The 13497-nt window shown below is 61.2% G+C and carries 13 protein-coding genes; 7 read left to right on the top strand and 6 right to left on the bottom strand.

Annotation, left to right across the window (positions count from 1 at the left end; translation table 11 throughout):
* Positions 1-30 precede the first annotated feature (30 nt).
* Positions 31-489, bottom strand: coding sequence for an REP-associated tyrosine transposase (locus tag RGV33_RS26645; protein WP_322147242.1), 459 nt, complete (start codon positions 487-489; stop codon positions 31-33).
* A gap of 598 nt (positions 490-1087) precedes the next feature.
* Here RGV33_RS26645 and RGV33_RS26640 point away from each other — a divergent pair.
* Complete coding sequence (locus RGV33_RS26640) at positions 1088-2500, top strand: amino acid permease (protein ID WP_322147241.1); 1413 nt, start codon at positions 1088-1090, stop codon at positions 2498-2500.
* A 44-nt stretch (positions 2501-2544) separates the two neighbouring features.
* On the opposite strand, the gene RGV33_RS26635 is transcribed toward RGV33_RS26640, so the two are convergent.
* The 3 genes from RGV33_RS26635 to RGV33_RS26625 all read right to left on the bottom strand — a co-directional run bounded on the left by RGV33_RS26635 (position 2545) and on the right by RGV33_RS26625 (position 5796).
* Positions 2545-3669 (bottom strand): OpgC domain-containing protein, encoded by a 1125-nt coding sequence (locus tag RGV33_RS26635; RefSeq protein ID WP_322147240.1) that lies wholly within the window; start codon positions 3667-3669, stop codon positions 2545-2547.
* A 143-nt stretch (positions 3670-3812) separates the two neighbouring features.
* Positions 3813-4109, bottom strand: coding sequence for a cupin domain-containing protein (locus RGV33_RS26630; protein WP_322147239.1), 297 nt, complete (start codon positions 4107-4109; stop codon positions 3813-3815).
* 67 nt (positions 4110-4176) lie between these two features.
* On the bottom strand, positions 4177-5796 hold the full coding sequence (locus tag RGV33_RS26625) for an FMN-binding glutamate synthase family protein (protein WP_322147237.1): 1620 nt from the start codon (positions 5794-5796) through the stop codon (positions 4177-4179).
* A gap of 203 nt (positions 5797-5999) precedes the next feature.
* Here RGV33_RS26625 and RGV33_RS26620 point away from each other — a divergent pair, with 203 nt between their 5' ends.
* Positions 6000-6632, top strand: coding sequence for a hypothetical protein (locus RGV33_RS26620; protein WP_322147236.1), 633 nt, complete (start codon positions 6000-6002; stop codon positions 6630-6632).
* Here the strand turns inward: RGV33_RS26620 and RGV33_RS26615 are convergent.
* Positions 6580-7344 (bottom strand): helix-turn-helix transcriptional regulator, encoded by a 765-nt coding sequence (locus RGV33_RS26615; RefSeq protein ID WP_322147235.1) that lies wholly within the window; start codon positions 7342-7344, stop codon positions 6580-6582. The genes RGV33_RS26620 and RGV33_RS26615 overlap by 53 nt on opposite strands.
* 93 nt (positions 7345-7437) lie before the next feature.
* On the opposite strand from RGV33_RS26615, the gene RGV33_RS26610 reads away from it, so the two are divergent.
* The 5 genes from RGV33_RS26610 to RGV33_RS26590 all read left to right on the top strand — a co-directional run bounded on the left by RGV33_RS26610 (position 7438) and on the right by RGV33_RS26590 (position 12173).
* A complete protein-coding gene (locus tag RGV33_RS26610; protein WP_322147234.1) occupies positions 7438-8259 on the top strand; it encodes a carbon-nitrogen hydrolase family protein in 822 nt (273 codons plus the stop codon).
* Between the two features lie 227 nt (positions 8260-8486).
* A complete protein-coding gene (locus RGV33_RS26605; protein WP_322147233.1) occupies positions 8487-9812 on the top strand; it encodes an APC family permease in 1326 nt (441 codons plus the stop codon).
* A gap of 100 nt (positions 9813-9912) precedes the next feature.
* The gene (locus tag RGV33_RS26600; protein WP_322147232.1) at positions 9913-10185 is read left to right on the top strand and encodes a type B 50S ribosomal protein L31; all 273 of its coding nucleotides are present in this window, start codon (positions 9913-9915) and stop codon (positions 10183-10185) included.
* Positions 10186-10367: 182 nt separating this feature from the next.
* Positions 10368-11714 (top strand): HD domain-containing phosphohydrolase, encoded by a 1347-nt coding sequence (locus RGV33_RS26595; protein WP_322147230.1) that lies wholly within the window; start codon positions 10368-10370, stop codon positions 11712-11714.
* Between the two features lie 48 nt (positions 11715-11762).
* Positions 11763-12173 carry an NUDIX domain-containing protein gene (locus RGV33_RS26590; protein ID WP_322147229.1) on the top strand — a complete coding sequence of 137 codons (411 nt, stop codon included), beginning with the start codon at positions 11763-11765 and terminating at the stop codon, positions 12171-12173.
* Between the two features lie 364 nt (positions 12174-12537).
* On the opposite strand, the gene metR is transcribed toward RGV33_RS26590, so the two are convergent.
* Entirely contained in the window at positions 12538-13455 is a 918-nt protein-coding gene (gene metR, locus RGV33_RS26585; protein ID WP_322147227.1) for a transcriptional regulator MetR, read from the bottom strand.
* Positions 13456-13497: the final 42 nt, after the last annotated feature.

The raw sequence follows: 13497 nt of genomic DNA, 5'->3' as shown, positions 1-13497 counted from the left end.
CTCCCTCGCCACGCAGATGTCTATTCCAGCTTATAGCCAACAGGCATCCCACAGTGGGTAGTCACCGGCGCGTGTTACCAGTCCTGCTCTGATGGGGTTGGCGATAATGTACCGAGCCACGTGACGCAAGTCTTCACCGTCCCTGATTCCCCTGTCGTGATAGCCGTTCTGCCAAAAAGCTCCTGTACTGTTCCTTGCCCGGTTAATCGTGTTTGTGCTGCGGGACTTAATCGCCTGCATCAGTTGGGGCAGGCTGTGTTGCTCAAGTTGGACCAGCCAATGGAAGTGGTCAGGCATGATGACCCAGGCTACGGAGCTTGCCCATTTTTGCTCATGGGCGCGCCTGAACTCTCTTACCAACAGACGGCCAAGGCGAAAGTCGGCAAACAGGGGTTTGCGATTGTGGGTGACAGCCGTTACCAGGTAAGCCCTGCCGGGCTCACTGAATCTGCCGGTTCTCAGGCGATGTGATTGAGGGCGAGTTGGCATTCCATTGCATTCCTTGCTGCTCCAGATGAATTGACGCTAGCAGCCTGATAGGTGCCCTGACCCCGGAATTATTGAGTACATATTTCTATCGCCGCGCATTCACTGTGGCGAGGGAGCTTGCTCCCGCTGGAGTGCGAAGCACTCCCATTGAACCCACCGCGATTTAACTGAAAAACCGCGTGCTTGGGTTTTTGGGCCGCTGCGCAGCCCAGCGGGAGCAAGCTCCCTCGCCACAGGGGTGGGGCAGGCAGGAAGTACCGCTCTAGAGCCTCCCCCCACGGTCAATCCACCAAAGGTCGGGGCATGACGCTGCACCATTACCGTGCAATACTCGCCGCCGTTTGTTGGCGACGGTTCTTGCGCTGGCCAGGTAATGCACCTCCGCTAAAGGGGCTTTTGCCGCGAGTTCCCGCTGAATCTTGCCGTTTATAGAGTGAAAACCCCTGGGTTTAGCTTTTTATACTGCACCCCCGCTGATCTGGCCCGGCCAGGCCGGTTTACCCAAAAGGTGAACCGCAAACGGTACGCCATGGCACACCCGCCGTGACGTCCCGGACTCGGTGGCTCATATCCAATAACAAGACGAGGTTGTATCCCTATGCCCGCTGGCAATCACCTGCCCCATGGCGAGACCGCTCAGGGCGGCCCACTTAAACGCGAACTTGGCGAACGGCATATTCGCCTGATGGCCCTCGGCGCCTGTATCGGTGTCGGTCTGTTCCTGGGCTCGGCCAAGGCCATTGAAATGGCTGGCCCGGCAATCATGCTGTCCTACATCATCGGCGGCCTGGCGATCCTGGTGATCATGCGCGCCCTCGGCGAGATGGCGGTGCACAACCCGGTGGCCGGCTCGTTCAGCCGCTATGCCCAGGATTACCTCGGCCCGTTGGCGGGCTTTCTCACTGGCTGGAACTACTGGTTCCTATGGCTGGTGACGTGCGTGGCAGAAATCACCGCCGTCGCCGTGTACATGGGCGTGTGGTTCCCCGATGTGCCGCGCTGGATCTGGGCCCTCGCGGCGCTGGTCAGCATGGGCACCATCAACCTGATCGCGGTCAAGGCGTTCGGCGAATTTGAGTTCTGGTTCGCCCTGATCAAGATCGTCACCATCATTGCCATGGTGATCGGCGGCGTCGGCATCATCGCGTTCGGCTTTGGCAATGACGGCGTGGCCCTGGGCATTTCCAACCTGTGGACTCACGGCGGCTTTATGCCCAACGGTGTGCAGGGTGTGTTGATGTCCCTGCAAATGGTGATGTTCGCCTACCTGGGCGTGGAGATGATCGGCCTCACCGCCGGTGAAGCGAAGAACCCGCAAAAGACCATCCCGAGTGCCATTGGCTCGGTGTTCTGGCGCATTTTGCTGTTCTACGTCGGTGCGTTGTTTGTGATTTTGTCGATCTACCCGTGGAACGAAATCGGCACCCAGGGCAGCCCGTTCGTGATGACCTTCGAGCGTCTTGGTATCAAGACCGCCGCCGGCATCATCAACTTCGTGGTGATCACTGCGGCGCTGTCGTCCTGCAACGGCGGTATCTTCAGCACCGGGCGCATGCTCTACAGCCTGGCGCAGAACGGCCAGGCCCCGGCCACGTTCGGTACCACGTCGAGCAACGGCGTGCCACGCAAGGCGCTGCTGCTGTCGATCTTCGTGCTGTTGCTGGGCGTGCTGCTCAACTACATGGTCCCGGAAAAAGTCTTTGTGTGGGTGACCTCCATCGCCACCTTCGGTGCGATCTGGACCTGGCTGATGATCCTCCTGGCCCAGCTCAAATTCCGCAAGGGCCTGACCCCGGCCGAACGTGACGGCCTCAAATACCGCATGTGGCTGTACCCGGTCAGCTCCTACCTGGCTCTGGCGTTCCTGGTGCTGGTGGTGGGCCTGATGGCGTACTTCCCGGACACCCGCGTGGCGCTGTATGTCGGCCCGGCATTCCTGGTGCTGTTGACGGTGTTGTTCTACGTGTTCAAGTTGCAGCCGACCCAGGCTGCGGCAAGCACCGCGAGCTGATTTTTTGCGCTCAACAAAAAGCCCCTTTCGGGGCTTTTTGTTTTTCAGGCGGTGGCGGTGCGTGTCGGTTGTGTGAGCCGCTTGTTCAAATCCAGCCAGGCTCCGAGCAGCGCCATCAGCCCTGCGCCAACCAACGCGGTGAAAATTTGCATGGCGAAGGCATCGCCGGTGATCGCGTTGATCATGTCTGCCAGCGGCGCCAGCAGCACCCCAAGGCAGAACACTTCGAGGGAGTAGCGGCCCATGCGGCAGGTTTGCTGCGCCAGCCAGTTCTGCGTCCAGGCGCGGCCGGGCAACAGTTTGGCGGTGACATAGGCCAGTGCCAGGAAGTGCAGCAGCCGCACCGGTGACAGGTCGGTCTTGCTGATGGGGTAGAGCAGTTCACTGAGTGCCGCCGGCATCAGCGCATCGTGGATATGCGGCCAACGCCACAAGAGCGTAAGAACCCCTGCGGCCAGTGCGTACGCTGCCGCTGCGACGAACAACGGCTGACGCAGCAGGCGCCGAGTCTCGATGGGACGTGGTTGCCCGGCATGAATCGCCGCCGCGCCGCCCAGCACAAACAGCAACTGCCAGGTTACGGGATTGAAGTACCACACGCCGTCGGCAATCGCCGCCAGGTTCCAGCCCAGGTGCGGTGCCAGCAGGTACACCGCCAGCGACACGGCCACCACTGCCCAGGTCTTGCGCAGCAGCAACGGCAGCACCAGCGGCAGGCAGCCCAGCAGTACGATGTACAGCGGCAGCGGGTCCATCAGGTTGGGCTTGAAGCGCAACAGCAATTCATCCACCAGGGCTTGCTGGGGATGGGTGACGAAGTGCGTCAGGCCCATCTCTTCGACCAGGTCGCGGGTTTCCACATGGCTGTTGGCGAAGAACACGATGCCCATCAGCATCGCCAGCAAAAAGATGTGCACCACGTACAGCACCCAGGTGCGCCGCCAGATTTTCACGCAGGCGACCAAATACCCGTCGCGCTGCAGGATCTTGCCGTAGGCCAGCACCGCCGCGTATCCGGCCAGGAATACGAAGACTTCCGCCGCGTCGCTGAAGCCGAAGTTGCGCAGAGTGACCTGGCCGAGCGGGTTGTGGGGCACGTGATCCCAGAAAATGAAGATCAACGCCAGGCCGCGAAAAAAATCGATGCGTGGGTCGCGTCCGTTCAGCATGGCAGCGGGCTCTTGAACAAAGGGTTTAGTAATGACAAGTGGACGACGGCTTTTGTCGTGCCGTACGTCGGGCGGGGCGCAGGTTGGCGGTATTTGTAAGCAATTGCAAAGCTCAGTTTTTACTGAATGTCTCATCGCTTCGGTTAAACATCGATGATCACCAGCGTGCCGTGGCTGCCGGCAAGCACGGCATGGGCAATGCCTGCTTGCACCAGGTACATCTGGCCGGCGCCGACGTCGATGGCTTCCTCGCCGATCGACAGGCGCAAAAGGCCGTCGATCACCAACAGCCCTTCGTTGTAGTCGTGGGTTTCTTCTTCGTAGGCTTGCGCGTCCATGCGCAGCACCTTGATCCGCGCCGGGCCGACGTGGCCCAGGCGCGTGGATTTCCAGGTGTCCGGCAGTTGCGCAGCGAGGGTAGTGAAGTCCAGTAACGGCATGGTGAAGCTCCTTGTTTCAACGATGCCGTTCGGTGGTCCGGTTCAGCGGGATTTTTGGGTGTGAGGCTCAGGCCGCAGCGACTTCATTCGGCTCAAAACTGTCTGCCCGCGCCATCTGCCACATGCGCGAATAAAACTCGCCGTTCACTTCGCCGGTGAGCAATTCGCCCGGCTTGAGGAACACATGCAGCTGCGAGAACAGCTTGATCTCGGTGGCCGACATGCGCCGCACCAGATGCTTGGCCGATAGTTGTGAAGGGTGGTCGAGACCGGCGGCAGCGAGCATTTCTGCCAAAGCCTTCAGCGTATTGCGGTGGAAGTTGAACACGCGCTGGGCCTTGTCCGGCACCACCAGTGCGCGTTGGCGCAACGGGTCCTGGGTGGCCACCCCGGTGGGGCATTTGTTGGTGTGGCAGCTTTGCGACTGGATGCAGCCGATGGCGAACATGAAACCGCGCGCCGAGTTGGCCCAGTCGGCGCCGATGGCCAGCACGCTTGCGATGTCGAAGGCGCTGACGATCTTGCCGCTGGCGCCCAGCTTGATTTTGTCGCGCAGGTTCAAGCCCACCAGGGTGTTGTGCACAAACAACAGGCCTTCGCGCAGGGGCACGCCGATATGGTCGGTGAACTCCACGGGCGCGGCGCCGGTGCCGCCTTCCTTGCCGTCCACCACGATAAAGTCCGGCAGGATGCCGGTTTCGAGCATCGCCTTGGCGATGCCCATGAACTCCCACGGGTGGCCCAGGCAGAACTTGAAGCCCACTGGCTTGCCGCCCGACAGTTCACGTAACTGGGCGATGAACTGCATCATCTCGATCGGGGTGGAAAACGCGCTGTGACGCGACGGCGAGATGCAGTCTTCGCCCATCATGATGCCGCGGGTCTCGGCGATTTCCCTGGTGACCTTGTGCTTGGGCAGGATCCCGCCGTGGCCCGGTTTGGCGCCCTGGCTCATCTTGATTTCGATCATCCGCACTTGCGGGTTCTGCGCCTGCACGGCGAAGCGTTCCGGGTCGAAAAGGCCGGCGCTGGTGCGGCAGCCGAAGTAGCCGCTGCCCAGCTCCCAGGTCAGGTCGCCGCCGTGTTCCCGGTGGTACGGGCTGATGCTGCCTTCGCCGGTATCGTGGGCAAAGTTGCCGAGCTTGGCGCCCTGGTTAAGGGCGCGAATCGCGTTGGCGCTCAGTGAGCCGAAGCTCATGGCCGAGATGTTGAACACCGAGGCCGAATAGGGTTGCGTGCACTGCGGGCCGCCGACGATCACGCGAAACGCGCTGGGGTCGCTCAACGGCGCGGGGCGCATGGAGTGGCCGATAAATTCAAAGCCCGACTGGTACACGTCGATCAACGTGCCGAAGGGTTTGTCGGCGCTTTCGTTCTTGGCACGGGAATAGACCAGCGAGCGCTGGGCCCGGGAGAAGGGCAGGGCGTCGCTGTCGGACTCCAGCAGGTACTGGCGGATTTCCGGGCGGATGCCTTCCACCAGGTAACGGATATTGCCCAGGATGGGGTAGTTGCGGCGTACCGCGTGAGGGCTTTGCAACAGGTCGAAAATGCCGATCAGGCTGAGGATGCCGGTGACGACGGCGATGGGCCAGAGCCATTCGTGCTCGATGAACGGCATGCTGGCGAGGGTGAAAATAACGCAGACGGCAAAGAACGCGTAGCGGCTTAGTAACGACAGGCTCATACGGTTTTTCCTCAGGTTCAACTCTACAGGTCGATCCGCCATTCTGCGCCTGTACTCAAACCCCGAACAAGGATTGACCGCTCTGGGGCGCATTTTACCGGCCGTGACGCTGGCCCGCCCCGGGAACCATTCCTGAGGCATTTGCCACTATGGGCGTAGGACGCAAATCCACTGCGTCAACTTCTGCCAGGAGTGAATGGGTTATGAGTATCAGTGTTTCGATTGCCCCTGATCGCTATGTGTCTCGGCCTGCGCCGCAACAAGAAGCGCTATCGCCCCCGGATCATGCGAAGGCGAACGATGTAGCGCCTCAAGCGGATGATCAGGCGCAGGAACGGCCTGGACGCACGTGCCACGCCGCAGTAGTGCCCGACAACCCGGTCGTCAGGTTCCTGTTGAGCCAGAAAGCCGTCGAACCTCGCCAGGCCGTCGCTTTGCTTGCGGATGAGGGGGCGAATCTGGACGTTACGCCGAAAAACATGACGCAGAATATCGCCGGCGCAATCGGCAACAGGGCATGGATGTTCCCGGGCCTGAGCAACATGGCCCTGGGCGTCGAAAAGTCGGATGGCAGCACTGCCGGCATGATGGACGGTGCGAAAAGCGGGCTTGAAAAAACCCTGAACGATGGCCTGCAAACGTCGCTCAGTGGCGCCGCCCGGGGGGACTTGGTATCAATCTTCAAAGGTTATGCCGAGGCCGTCGCCAAAAACGAAGCCACGCCAGTGTTCGTCAAGGAGGTCGTGCTCAGGCTGTTGGATTGGTTAAGCACATGGGGGCGCCCTAGCCCTTCTGCGCCTGCAGGAAAATCGAAAACAGCTCTGACTGAGACTTGATCCCCAGCTTGCTGTACATGTGTTTCTTGTGGACTTTCACGGTCTCTACCGAGATCTCCAGCTTGCGGGCGATTTCCTTGCTGGAGCAACCACTGAGCATCAAGCGGCCCACATCCAATTCCCGCGCCGTCAGTTGTGCACCCCAGTCGTCATTGTGCAACGGCGGCTCGGCGCAGCTGACCTCGTGCAGTTCATGAGGCAGGCGCTGGCGCAGCAGGCTCAAGACCCAGGGTTGAATCAGCGACAGCAAGGCAACCTGTTCCCGGTCAAAGCGCTGCCTGGACCCGAGTGACAGGCACAGCGTGCGCCCGTCCGGCAGTTGGCAATTGAACTGGATTTCATCGGCGACCACGTTCAGCCGGAAGTAGCGCTGGTAATACTCGGTCAGCTCAAAATGCTCCGGCGCCACTTCGGCCAGGCGAAACAGCCCGGTGCGCGAGTGTTCGCGGCTGGCGATGTAGAACGGGTCGAGCAGGTACAGGCCGTTGAGATAATCCTGGAACAGGTGGTCTGGCTCGCCGTCCTGGCCGGGGCATTCGGCGAACACCAGCGGCTTGTGCCCGCTGCTGAACAGCAACACCACCCAACTGTCGAACGGCACATATTGGTCGAGCAACCGCACAAGCTGGGTCCAGAAGTTGGGCAGGTCCAGGGCGTCTATCATTTGCCCCACCGAACGGTGCCAGGCGATATCTTGCAGCGACAATGTCATGCATCTACCCCCATAGGGTTAACCCGGCTGCGTGATTTCCCGAGTGTTCGCGGCTGCGCATACTGCGCCACAGATAAAGAACAAGGAATCACCATGAAGGTCGAATTTGCCCAACTGGCAGGCCGCGATAACGGCACAGCTTACAACCTTGAGCGCGCGTTGGCGGCGATTGCTGCGTGTGCGGCGGATACCCGAATGGTGGTATTCCCGGAAACCCACCTGATGGGCTTTCCGAGCGCCGGCACCGTGGCCGCTATTGCCGAGCCGGTGGATGGCCCGACAGTGCAGGCGATTATCCAGGCGGCCCGCACCCGCAATATCGCCGTGGTGATCGGCATGGCCGAGAACGACGCGGGGCAATTCTATAACACCACCTTGATGATCACGCCCGATGGCATTGCCCTGCGTTATCGCAAGACCCACCTGTGGGCCTCGGACCGTGGCGTATTCACCCCTGGCGACCGCTACGCCACCTGCCTGTGGAACGGCGTACGCGTGGGCCTGTTGATCTGCTACGACATCGAATTCCCGGAAACCGCCCGCGCCCTGGCGCAGTTGGGCGCTGAAGTGTTGATCGTCACCAACGGCAACATGGACCCGTACGGTCCCACCCACCGCACCGCAATCATGGCCCGCGCCCAGGAAAACCAGGCGTTTGCGCTGATGGTCAACCGGGTGGAAGCGGGTGACGACGGCCTGATGTTTGCCGGTGGCAGTGCGCTGGTGGACCCGTTTGGCACGTTACTGTTTGAAGCCGGGCGTGACGAAGGGCAGTTCAGCGTTGAACTGGACCTTGGGCAATTGGCGGCGGCGCGACAAGACTATCGCTACCTGGATGACCAGCGCTTGAAATTGCCGGGGGAGGTGATCGAGCGCAACGACGGCACGCGGGAGCTGCTGATTCCTAAAACCTGACACCGATTTTGTGGCACGGATGCTGTTGTGGCGAGGGAGCTTGCTCCCGCTGGGGCGCGAAGCGGCCCTAAGATTTTTGGGGCCGCTGCGCAGCCCAGCGGGAGCAAGCTCCCTCGCCACAAAAAGCTGCACCTCACTTAAAAACTGTTTCAACCATAAAAATTATTGCGTTCGCTGCACCGACTTCAGTTCTGCCATAACTCTAATAATTGCGCGGAGAATCGCTCATGGCTCGTTTGCAACGTACCCTGTCGTTAGGGTCGGTGGTGCTGTTTGGCATCGCCTATATGACACCGATCATTGTCCTCGGTACCTTCGGGATCCTGGCGCAATCCACCGCCGGCATGGTCCCGGCCGCTTACCTGGCCGCCCTGGTGGCGATGTTCTTCACCGCCATGAGCTACGGCCGCATGGCCTCGGCGTTTCCGGTGGCCGGTTCCGCCTACAGCTACGTGCGCAAGGCCATCAGCCCCAAGCTTGGGTTTATCGCCGGTTGGGCGGTGTTGCTCGACTACCTGTTCCTGCCCATGGCCATCTGGCTGATCGGTGCGGCCTACCTGCATTCGGCCTTCCCGGCGGTGCCGCAATGGCTCTGGGTGCTGGCGTTTATCGGGATCACCACGGCGATCAACATCATCGGCCTGAAACTGGCCAACGGGATTAACGCGGTGCTGATGCTGGTGCAGTTTTTGGTACTGATCGCTTTTGTCGCGCTGTGCATCCACTACCTGAGCGGTGACGCCAGCAAGCCACTGTGGACCATTGCCCCGTTCTTCAACGGCCAGATGCAAATGCCGCTGATCATGAGCGGCGCGGCGATCGCCTGCTATTCGTTCCTGGGCTTTGATGCGGTCAGCACCCTGACTGAAGAGACCCGCGACCCACGCCGCACCATCCCCCGGGCGATCATGCTGATCACCCTGATCGGCGGGTTGATCTTCGTCGGTGTGTCGTACTTCGTGCAGATCGCCCATCCATCGTTCGAATTTACCGACGTGGACTCAGCCGCCTACGAGATTGCCCGCAACATTGGCGGAGACCTGTTCGTGTCGATCTTCCTGATCGGCCTGATCGTCGGCCAGTTCGCCTCGGGGCTGTCGGCCCAGGCCAGCGGGTCGCGGTTGCTGTTTGCGATGGGCCGCGACGGGGTGTTGCCCAAGTCGTTCTTCGGCACCTTGCATGCGCGCTTCGGTACGCCGGTGAACAGCATCCTGCTATGCGCGGTGGTCGCCTTGCTGGCACTGAAGCTGGACGTCACCACCTCCACGTCGTTCATCAACTTCGGCGCGTTTTTGGCCTTCAGCCTGGTGAACCTGTCGGTGATCTTCCACTACTGGATCGGTGCCAAGCAGCGCGGGCTGCGGGAACTGGTGCTGTTCCTGGTGTTCCCGACCATCGGCCTGGTGGCAGACTTGTGGCTGATGGTCAGCCTCGATCACCTGGCGATTTACCTGGGCCTGAGCTGGTTGGCAATTGGCCTGGTGTACCTGGGTTTTCTGACGCGAGGCTTCTCCCAACAGCCACCGGAGATGGACTTCCAGGAAGCGGCATAGAAGCCTGGGGTCTATCCTTATTGCAATCGGTTCTCGTTTGGGTGCATTATGTGTGTTACTGTATAACACTTACTGATCACCCAGACGCCCCGGAGGCCTTATGAAACCTGGTATCCACCCCGACTACCGCACTGTGTTGTTTCACGACACCGCCGCCGATGTGTTCTTCCTGATCGGTTCCACTGTCGACACCGACCGCACGCAAAAACACAGCGACGGCAACACTTACCCCTACGTGCTGCTCGACGTCTCCAGCGCTTCGCACCCGGTGTACACCGGCCAACAGCGCAAGACCCAGTCCGAAGGCCGTATCGCCGGCTTCAACAAGCGGTTTGCGTCGTTTGGTTCGGCCGGCAAACCCGCCGAGGCGTGATACGCAGCGCTTTGCCTCAGGGCCGCTTCAGTCGATGAAGCGGCCCTTTTTTATGTCCATCTGACGAAGTGACATCATAAGGCCATTACCGCAAGGAAAAGCCGACTAAACTGCTGGGTAATAGCCAGGAGGCTGTTACCTTGACCGTAGGAAGCGCACATCGAGGCCATACGAGGTGCCCCATGGGAGAGTCAGTGACATTCGTAAATGTAGACCGTCCGGTGGTGCTGTTGATTGACACACACACCGACGTACTGGACCGCCTGACGCAGTTGCTGCGCCTGGAGCCGTTTGAAGTCTGCAGCGCCACCGACGCCGCTCAGGCGCTGGCCATTCTGGCGCAGCAACCCGTCGACCTGGTAATGAGCGCCGCGCGCCTGCCGGACATGGACGGTGCCACCCTGCTGGCGCAGATCCACCACGACTACCCGCACACCGTACGCATTCTGCTGACCGGCGAAACCGACCTGACGTTGATCATCAAGGCGATCAACGAAGGGCAGATCTACCGCTACCTCAGCAAACCCTGGAAGGACGAAGAGCTGCTTCTGGCCTTGCGCCAGTCCCTGGCCCATCAACATTCCGAGCGTGAGCGCCTGCGCCTGGAACAACTGATCCGCCAGCAAAATGACGAACTCAAGCAGCTCAACAGCAACCTGGAAAAACGCGTGGCCTCGCGCACCAGCGAGCTGCAGCAAACCGCCGACATGCTCGACCTGGCCTACGAAGAACTCAAGCACAGCTACGCCACCGGCACCGAGGTGTTTTCGCTGCTGGCCAACCTGCGCCTGCCGCGCAGCAAACAGACCAACCGGCAAATCATCGAACTGGTGCGTACCTGGTGCCACGGCCACGGCCTGGACGAGGCCAGCAACCGCGACCTGACCATGGCGGCGGCGCTCTACAACATCGGCAAGCTGAGTTGGAGCGACAGCATGATGATCGCGCCCGCCGACCTGCTGCACAGCACCGACCGTGAGCGCTATCGGGCGTACCCAACCCAGAGCGAGTCGTTGCTGATGACCCTGGAACCGATGAAAGATGCCGCCCGCTTGATTCGCCACCACCAGGAACGCTGGGACGGCAGCGGCTTTCCCGACCACCTCAAGGGCGATGCGATTCCCCTTGGCTCGCGCCTGTTGAAGCTGGCGGTGGACTTCATCGAACTGCAACGCGGCTTGATCCTTGAGCGGCAGATGAACAGCGATGAAGCGCTGCTTTACATCCGCAAATACGCCGGGCGCCTGTACGACCCGGACATGGTGGAAGACTTCATCCAGGCCTGCGCGGCGTTCCTCAGCGACGTGACGTTGGGCGACCCGACGGTGAAAGTCCTGACCACCCGCGAACTGGCCGAAGGCATGGTGCTGGCGCGCAACCTCAATGCCGACAACGGCATGCTGCTGCTCAATGCCGGCAAGGTGTTGAACCTGCCGCTGGTGGACAAGCTGATTGCTTTCGAGGCGATGGAAGGGGCGAAGTACAGCGTGTTTATCAAGGAGCCGGATGAGGCATTGCTTTCGGGGTAAGGCGGGTTCATGGGATCCTTGCGCTTTTGTTTTCAAGGCGACCTTTGCATGACTTCTATCATTCGTATCGCCGCTGCCCTGCTGATCGGCAGCGACGGCCAGACCCTGCTGGTACGCAAGCGCGGCACCGAGGCGTTCATGCAGCCGGGCGGCAAGATCGACGCCGGCGAGCAACCTGCCGAGGCTTTGGCTCGCGAGCTGCACGAAGAACTGGGGCTGCGCATTGACCCGGCGGCGGCGGTTTACCTGGGCCAGTTCTCGGCCCCGGCGGCCAACGAGCCGGGGTGTGTGGTGCAGGCCGAGTTGTTCCAGGTGCACATTTACGAGCCGGTGGCACCGGCCGCCGAAATTGAAGAGGTGCGCTGGATCGACCCGGCCGGCGACGGCGATTTGCATCTCGCGCCCCTGACCCGGGACTTGATCCTGCCGTTCTACCGCGCCTCGCTGATCCCTGCCTGATCTTGTGGCGAGGGCGCTTGCTGTGGCGAGGGAGCTTGCTGTGGTGAGGGAGCTTGCTGTGGCGAGGGAGCTTGCTGTGGTGAGGGAGCTTGCTGTGGCGAGGGAGCTTGCTGTGGCGAGGGAGCTTGCTGTGGCGAGGGAGCTTGCTGTGGTGAGGGAGCTTGCTGTGGCGAGGGAGCTTGCTGTGGCGAGGGAGCTTGCTGTGGTGAGGGAGCTTGCTGTGGCGAGGGAGCTTGCTGTGGTGAGGGAGCTTGCTGTGGCGAGGGAGCTTGCTCCCGCTGGGGCGCGAAGCGGCCCCGAGATTTTTGGGTCTGCTGCGCAGCCCAGCGGGAGCAAGCTCCCTCACCACAGAAACCGCAACACGTCAGCGCACCGCGCTGACCCCGTCCAGGGTCGAAAACGAAGTGTCCTTGGCCGTCAGCAAAAAGTCGCGCATGTACGGTGCGTCCAGCATGTCGGCGCGAATCCCGGCGTACAGCGTGGCAAACAGGCCTTTCTCCCCCAGCCGCTTGGCCTTCACATAACCCCGGGAGCTGTATTCATGCAGCGCCCAGTGGGGCATGCCGCACACGCCACGGCCGCTGGCCACCAACTGCATCATCATCACTGTCAGTTCCGAGGTGCGTACCTGGGCCGGTTCCACGTCGGCCGGTTCCAAAAAGCGCGTGAAGATGTCCAGGCGATCCCGTTCCACCGGGTAAGTGATCAAGGTTTCGCTGACCAGGTCCTCGGGCACGATGTACGGCTTGTTCGCCAGCGGATGCTGGTTGGCCACGGCGAGCATCGCCTCGTAGGTGAACAACGGCACATAGGTGATGCCCGGCAGCTCCAGCGGGTCGGAGGTTACCACCAGGTCCAGGTCGCCACGGGCGAGGGCCGGCAGCGGCGCGAAGGCGAAGCCGGAGGCCAGGTCCAGTTCGACTTCGGGCCAGGCGTCGCGGAACTGGTCGATGGTGGGCATCAGCCACTGAAAGCAACTGTGGCATTCGATGGCCATGTGCAAACGCCCGGCGGTGCCGCCGGCCAGGCGCGCGATGTCACGTTCGGCACCGCGCAGCAAGGGCAGGGTGGCGTCCGCCAGTTGCAGCAGGCGCAGGCCGGCGCTGGTAAAGCGCAACGGCTTGGTCTTGCGCACAAACAACTGCATCCCTAAGCGTTCTTCCAGCTCCTTGAACTGGTGGGACAGCGCCGATTGGGTCAGGTGCAAGCGTTCAGCGGCTTCTACCAAGCTGTCGGCTTCGCGCAAGGCGTGCAGGGTCTTGAGGTGGCGGATTTCGAGCACGGGCTCTCCATGAATATAACTTGTGACAAATTAGAATCGGGT

Source organism: Pseudomonas sp. Bout1, assembly GCF_034314165.1.
GTDB lineage: Bacteria > Pseudomonadota > Gammaproteobacteria > Pseudomonadales > Pseudomonadaceae > Aquipseudomonas.
Note: the sequence above shows the minus strand (reverse complement) of the source record. Positions and strands in the feature narration are given on the sequence as shown.

Bases quoted from the DNA above. Each gene is read 5' to 3' on its own strand.
- RGV33_RS26610 (WP_322147234.1), top strand. From the start codon at position 7,438: ATGAAGGTCGAATTTGCCCAACTGGCAGGCCGCGATAACGGCACAGCT.
- RGV33_RS26615 (WP_322147235.1), bottom strand. From the start codon at position 7,344: ATGACATTGTCGCTGCAAGATATCGCCTGGCACCGTTCGGTGGGGCAA.
- RGV33_RS26640 (WP_322147241.1), top strand. From the start codon at position 1,088: ATGCCCGCTGGCAATCACCTGCCCCATGGCGAGACCGCTCAGGGCGGC.
- RGV33_RS26645 (WP_322147242.1), bottom strand. From the start codon at position 489: ATGCCAACTCGCCCTCAATCACATCGCCTGAGAACCGGCAGATTCAGT.
- RGV33_RS26625 (WP_322147237.1), bottom strand. From the start codon at position 5,796: ATGAGCCTGTCGTTACTAAGCCGCTACGCGTTCTTTGCCGTCTGCGTT.
- RGV33_RS26595 (WP_322147230.1), top strand. From the start codon at position 10,368: ATGGGAGAGTCAGTGACATTCGTAAATGTAGACCGTCCGGTGGTGCTG.
- RGV33_RS26605 (WP_322147233.1), top strand. From the start codon at position 8,487: ATGGCTCGTTTGCAACGTACCCTGTCGTTAGGGTCGGTGGTGCTGTTT.
- RGV33_RS26635 (WP_322147240.1), bottom strand. From the start codon at position 3,669: ATGCTGAACGGACGCGACCCACGCATCGATTTTTTTCGCGGCCTGGCG.
- RGV33_RS26630 (WP_322147239.1), bottom strand. From the start codon at position 4,109: ATGCCGTTACTGGACTTCACTACCCTCGCTGCGCAACTGCCGGACACC.
- RGV33_RS26620 (WP_322147236.1), top strand. From the start codon at position 6,000: ATGAGTATCAGTGTTTCGATTGCCCCTGATCGCTATGTGTCTCGGCCT.
- RGV33_RS26600 (WP_322147232.1), top strand. From the start codon at position 9,913: ATGAAACCTGGTATCCACCCCGACTACCGCACTGTGTTGTTTCACGAC.
- RGV33_RS26590 (WP_322147229.1), top strand. From the start codon at position 11,763: ATGACTTCTATCATTCGTATCGCCGCTGCCCTGCTGATCGGCAGCGAC.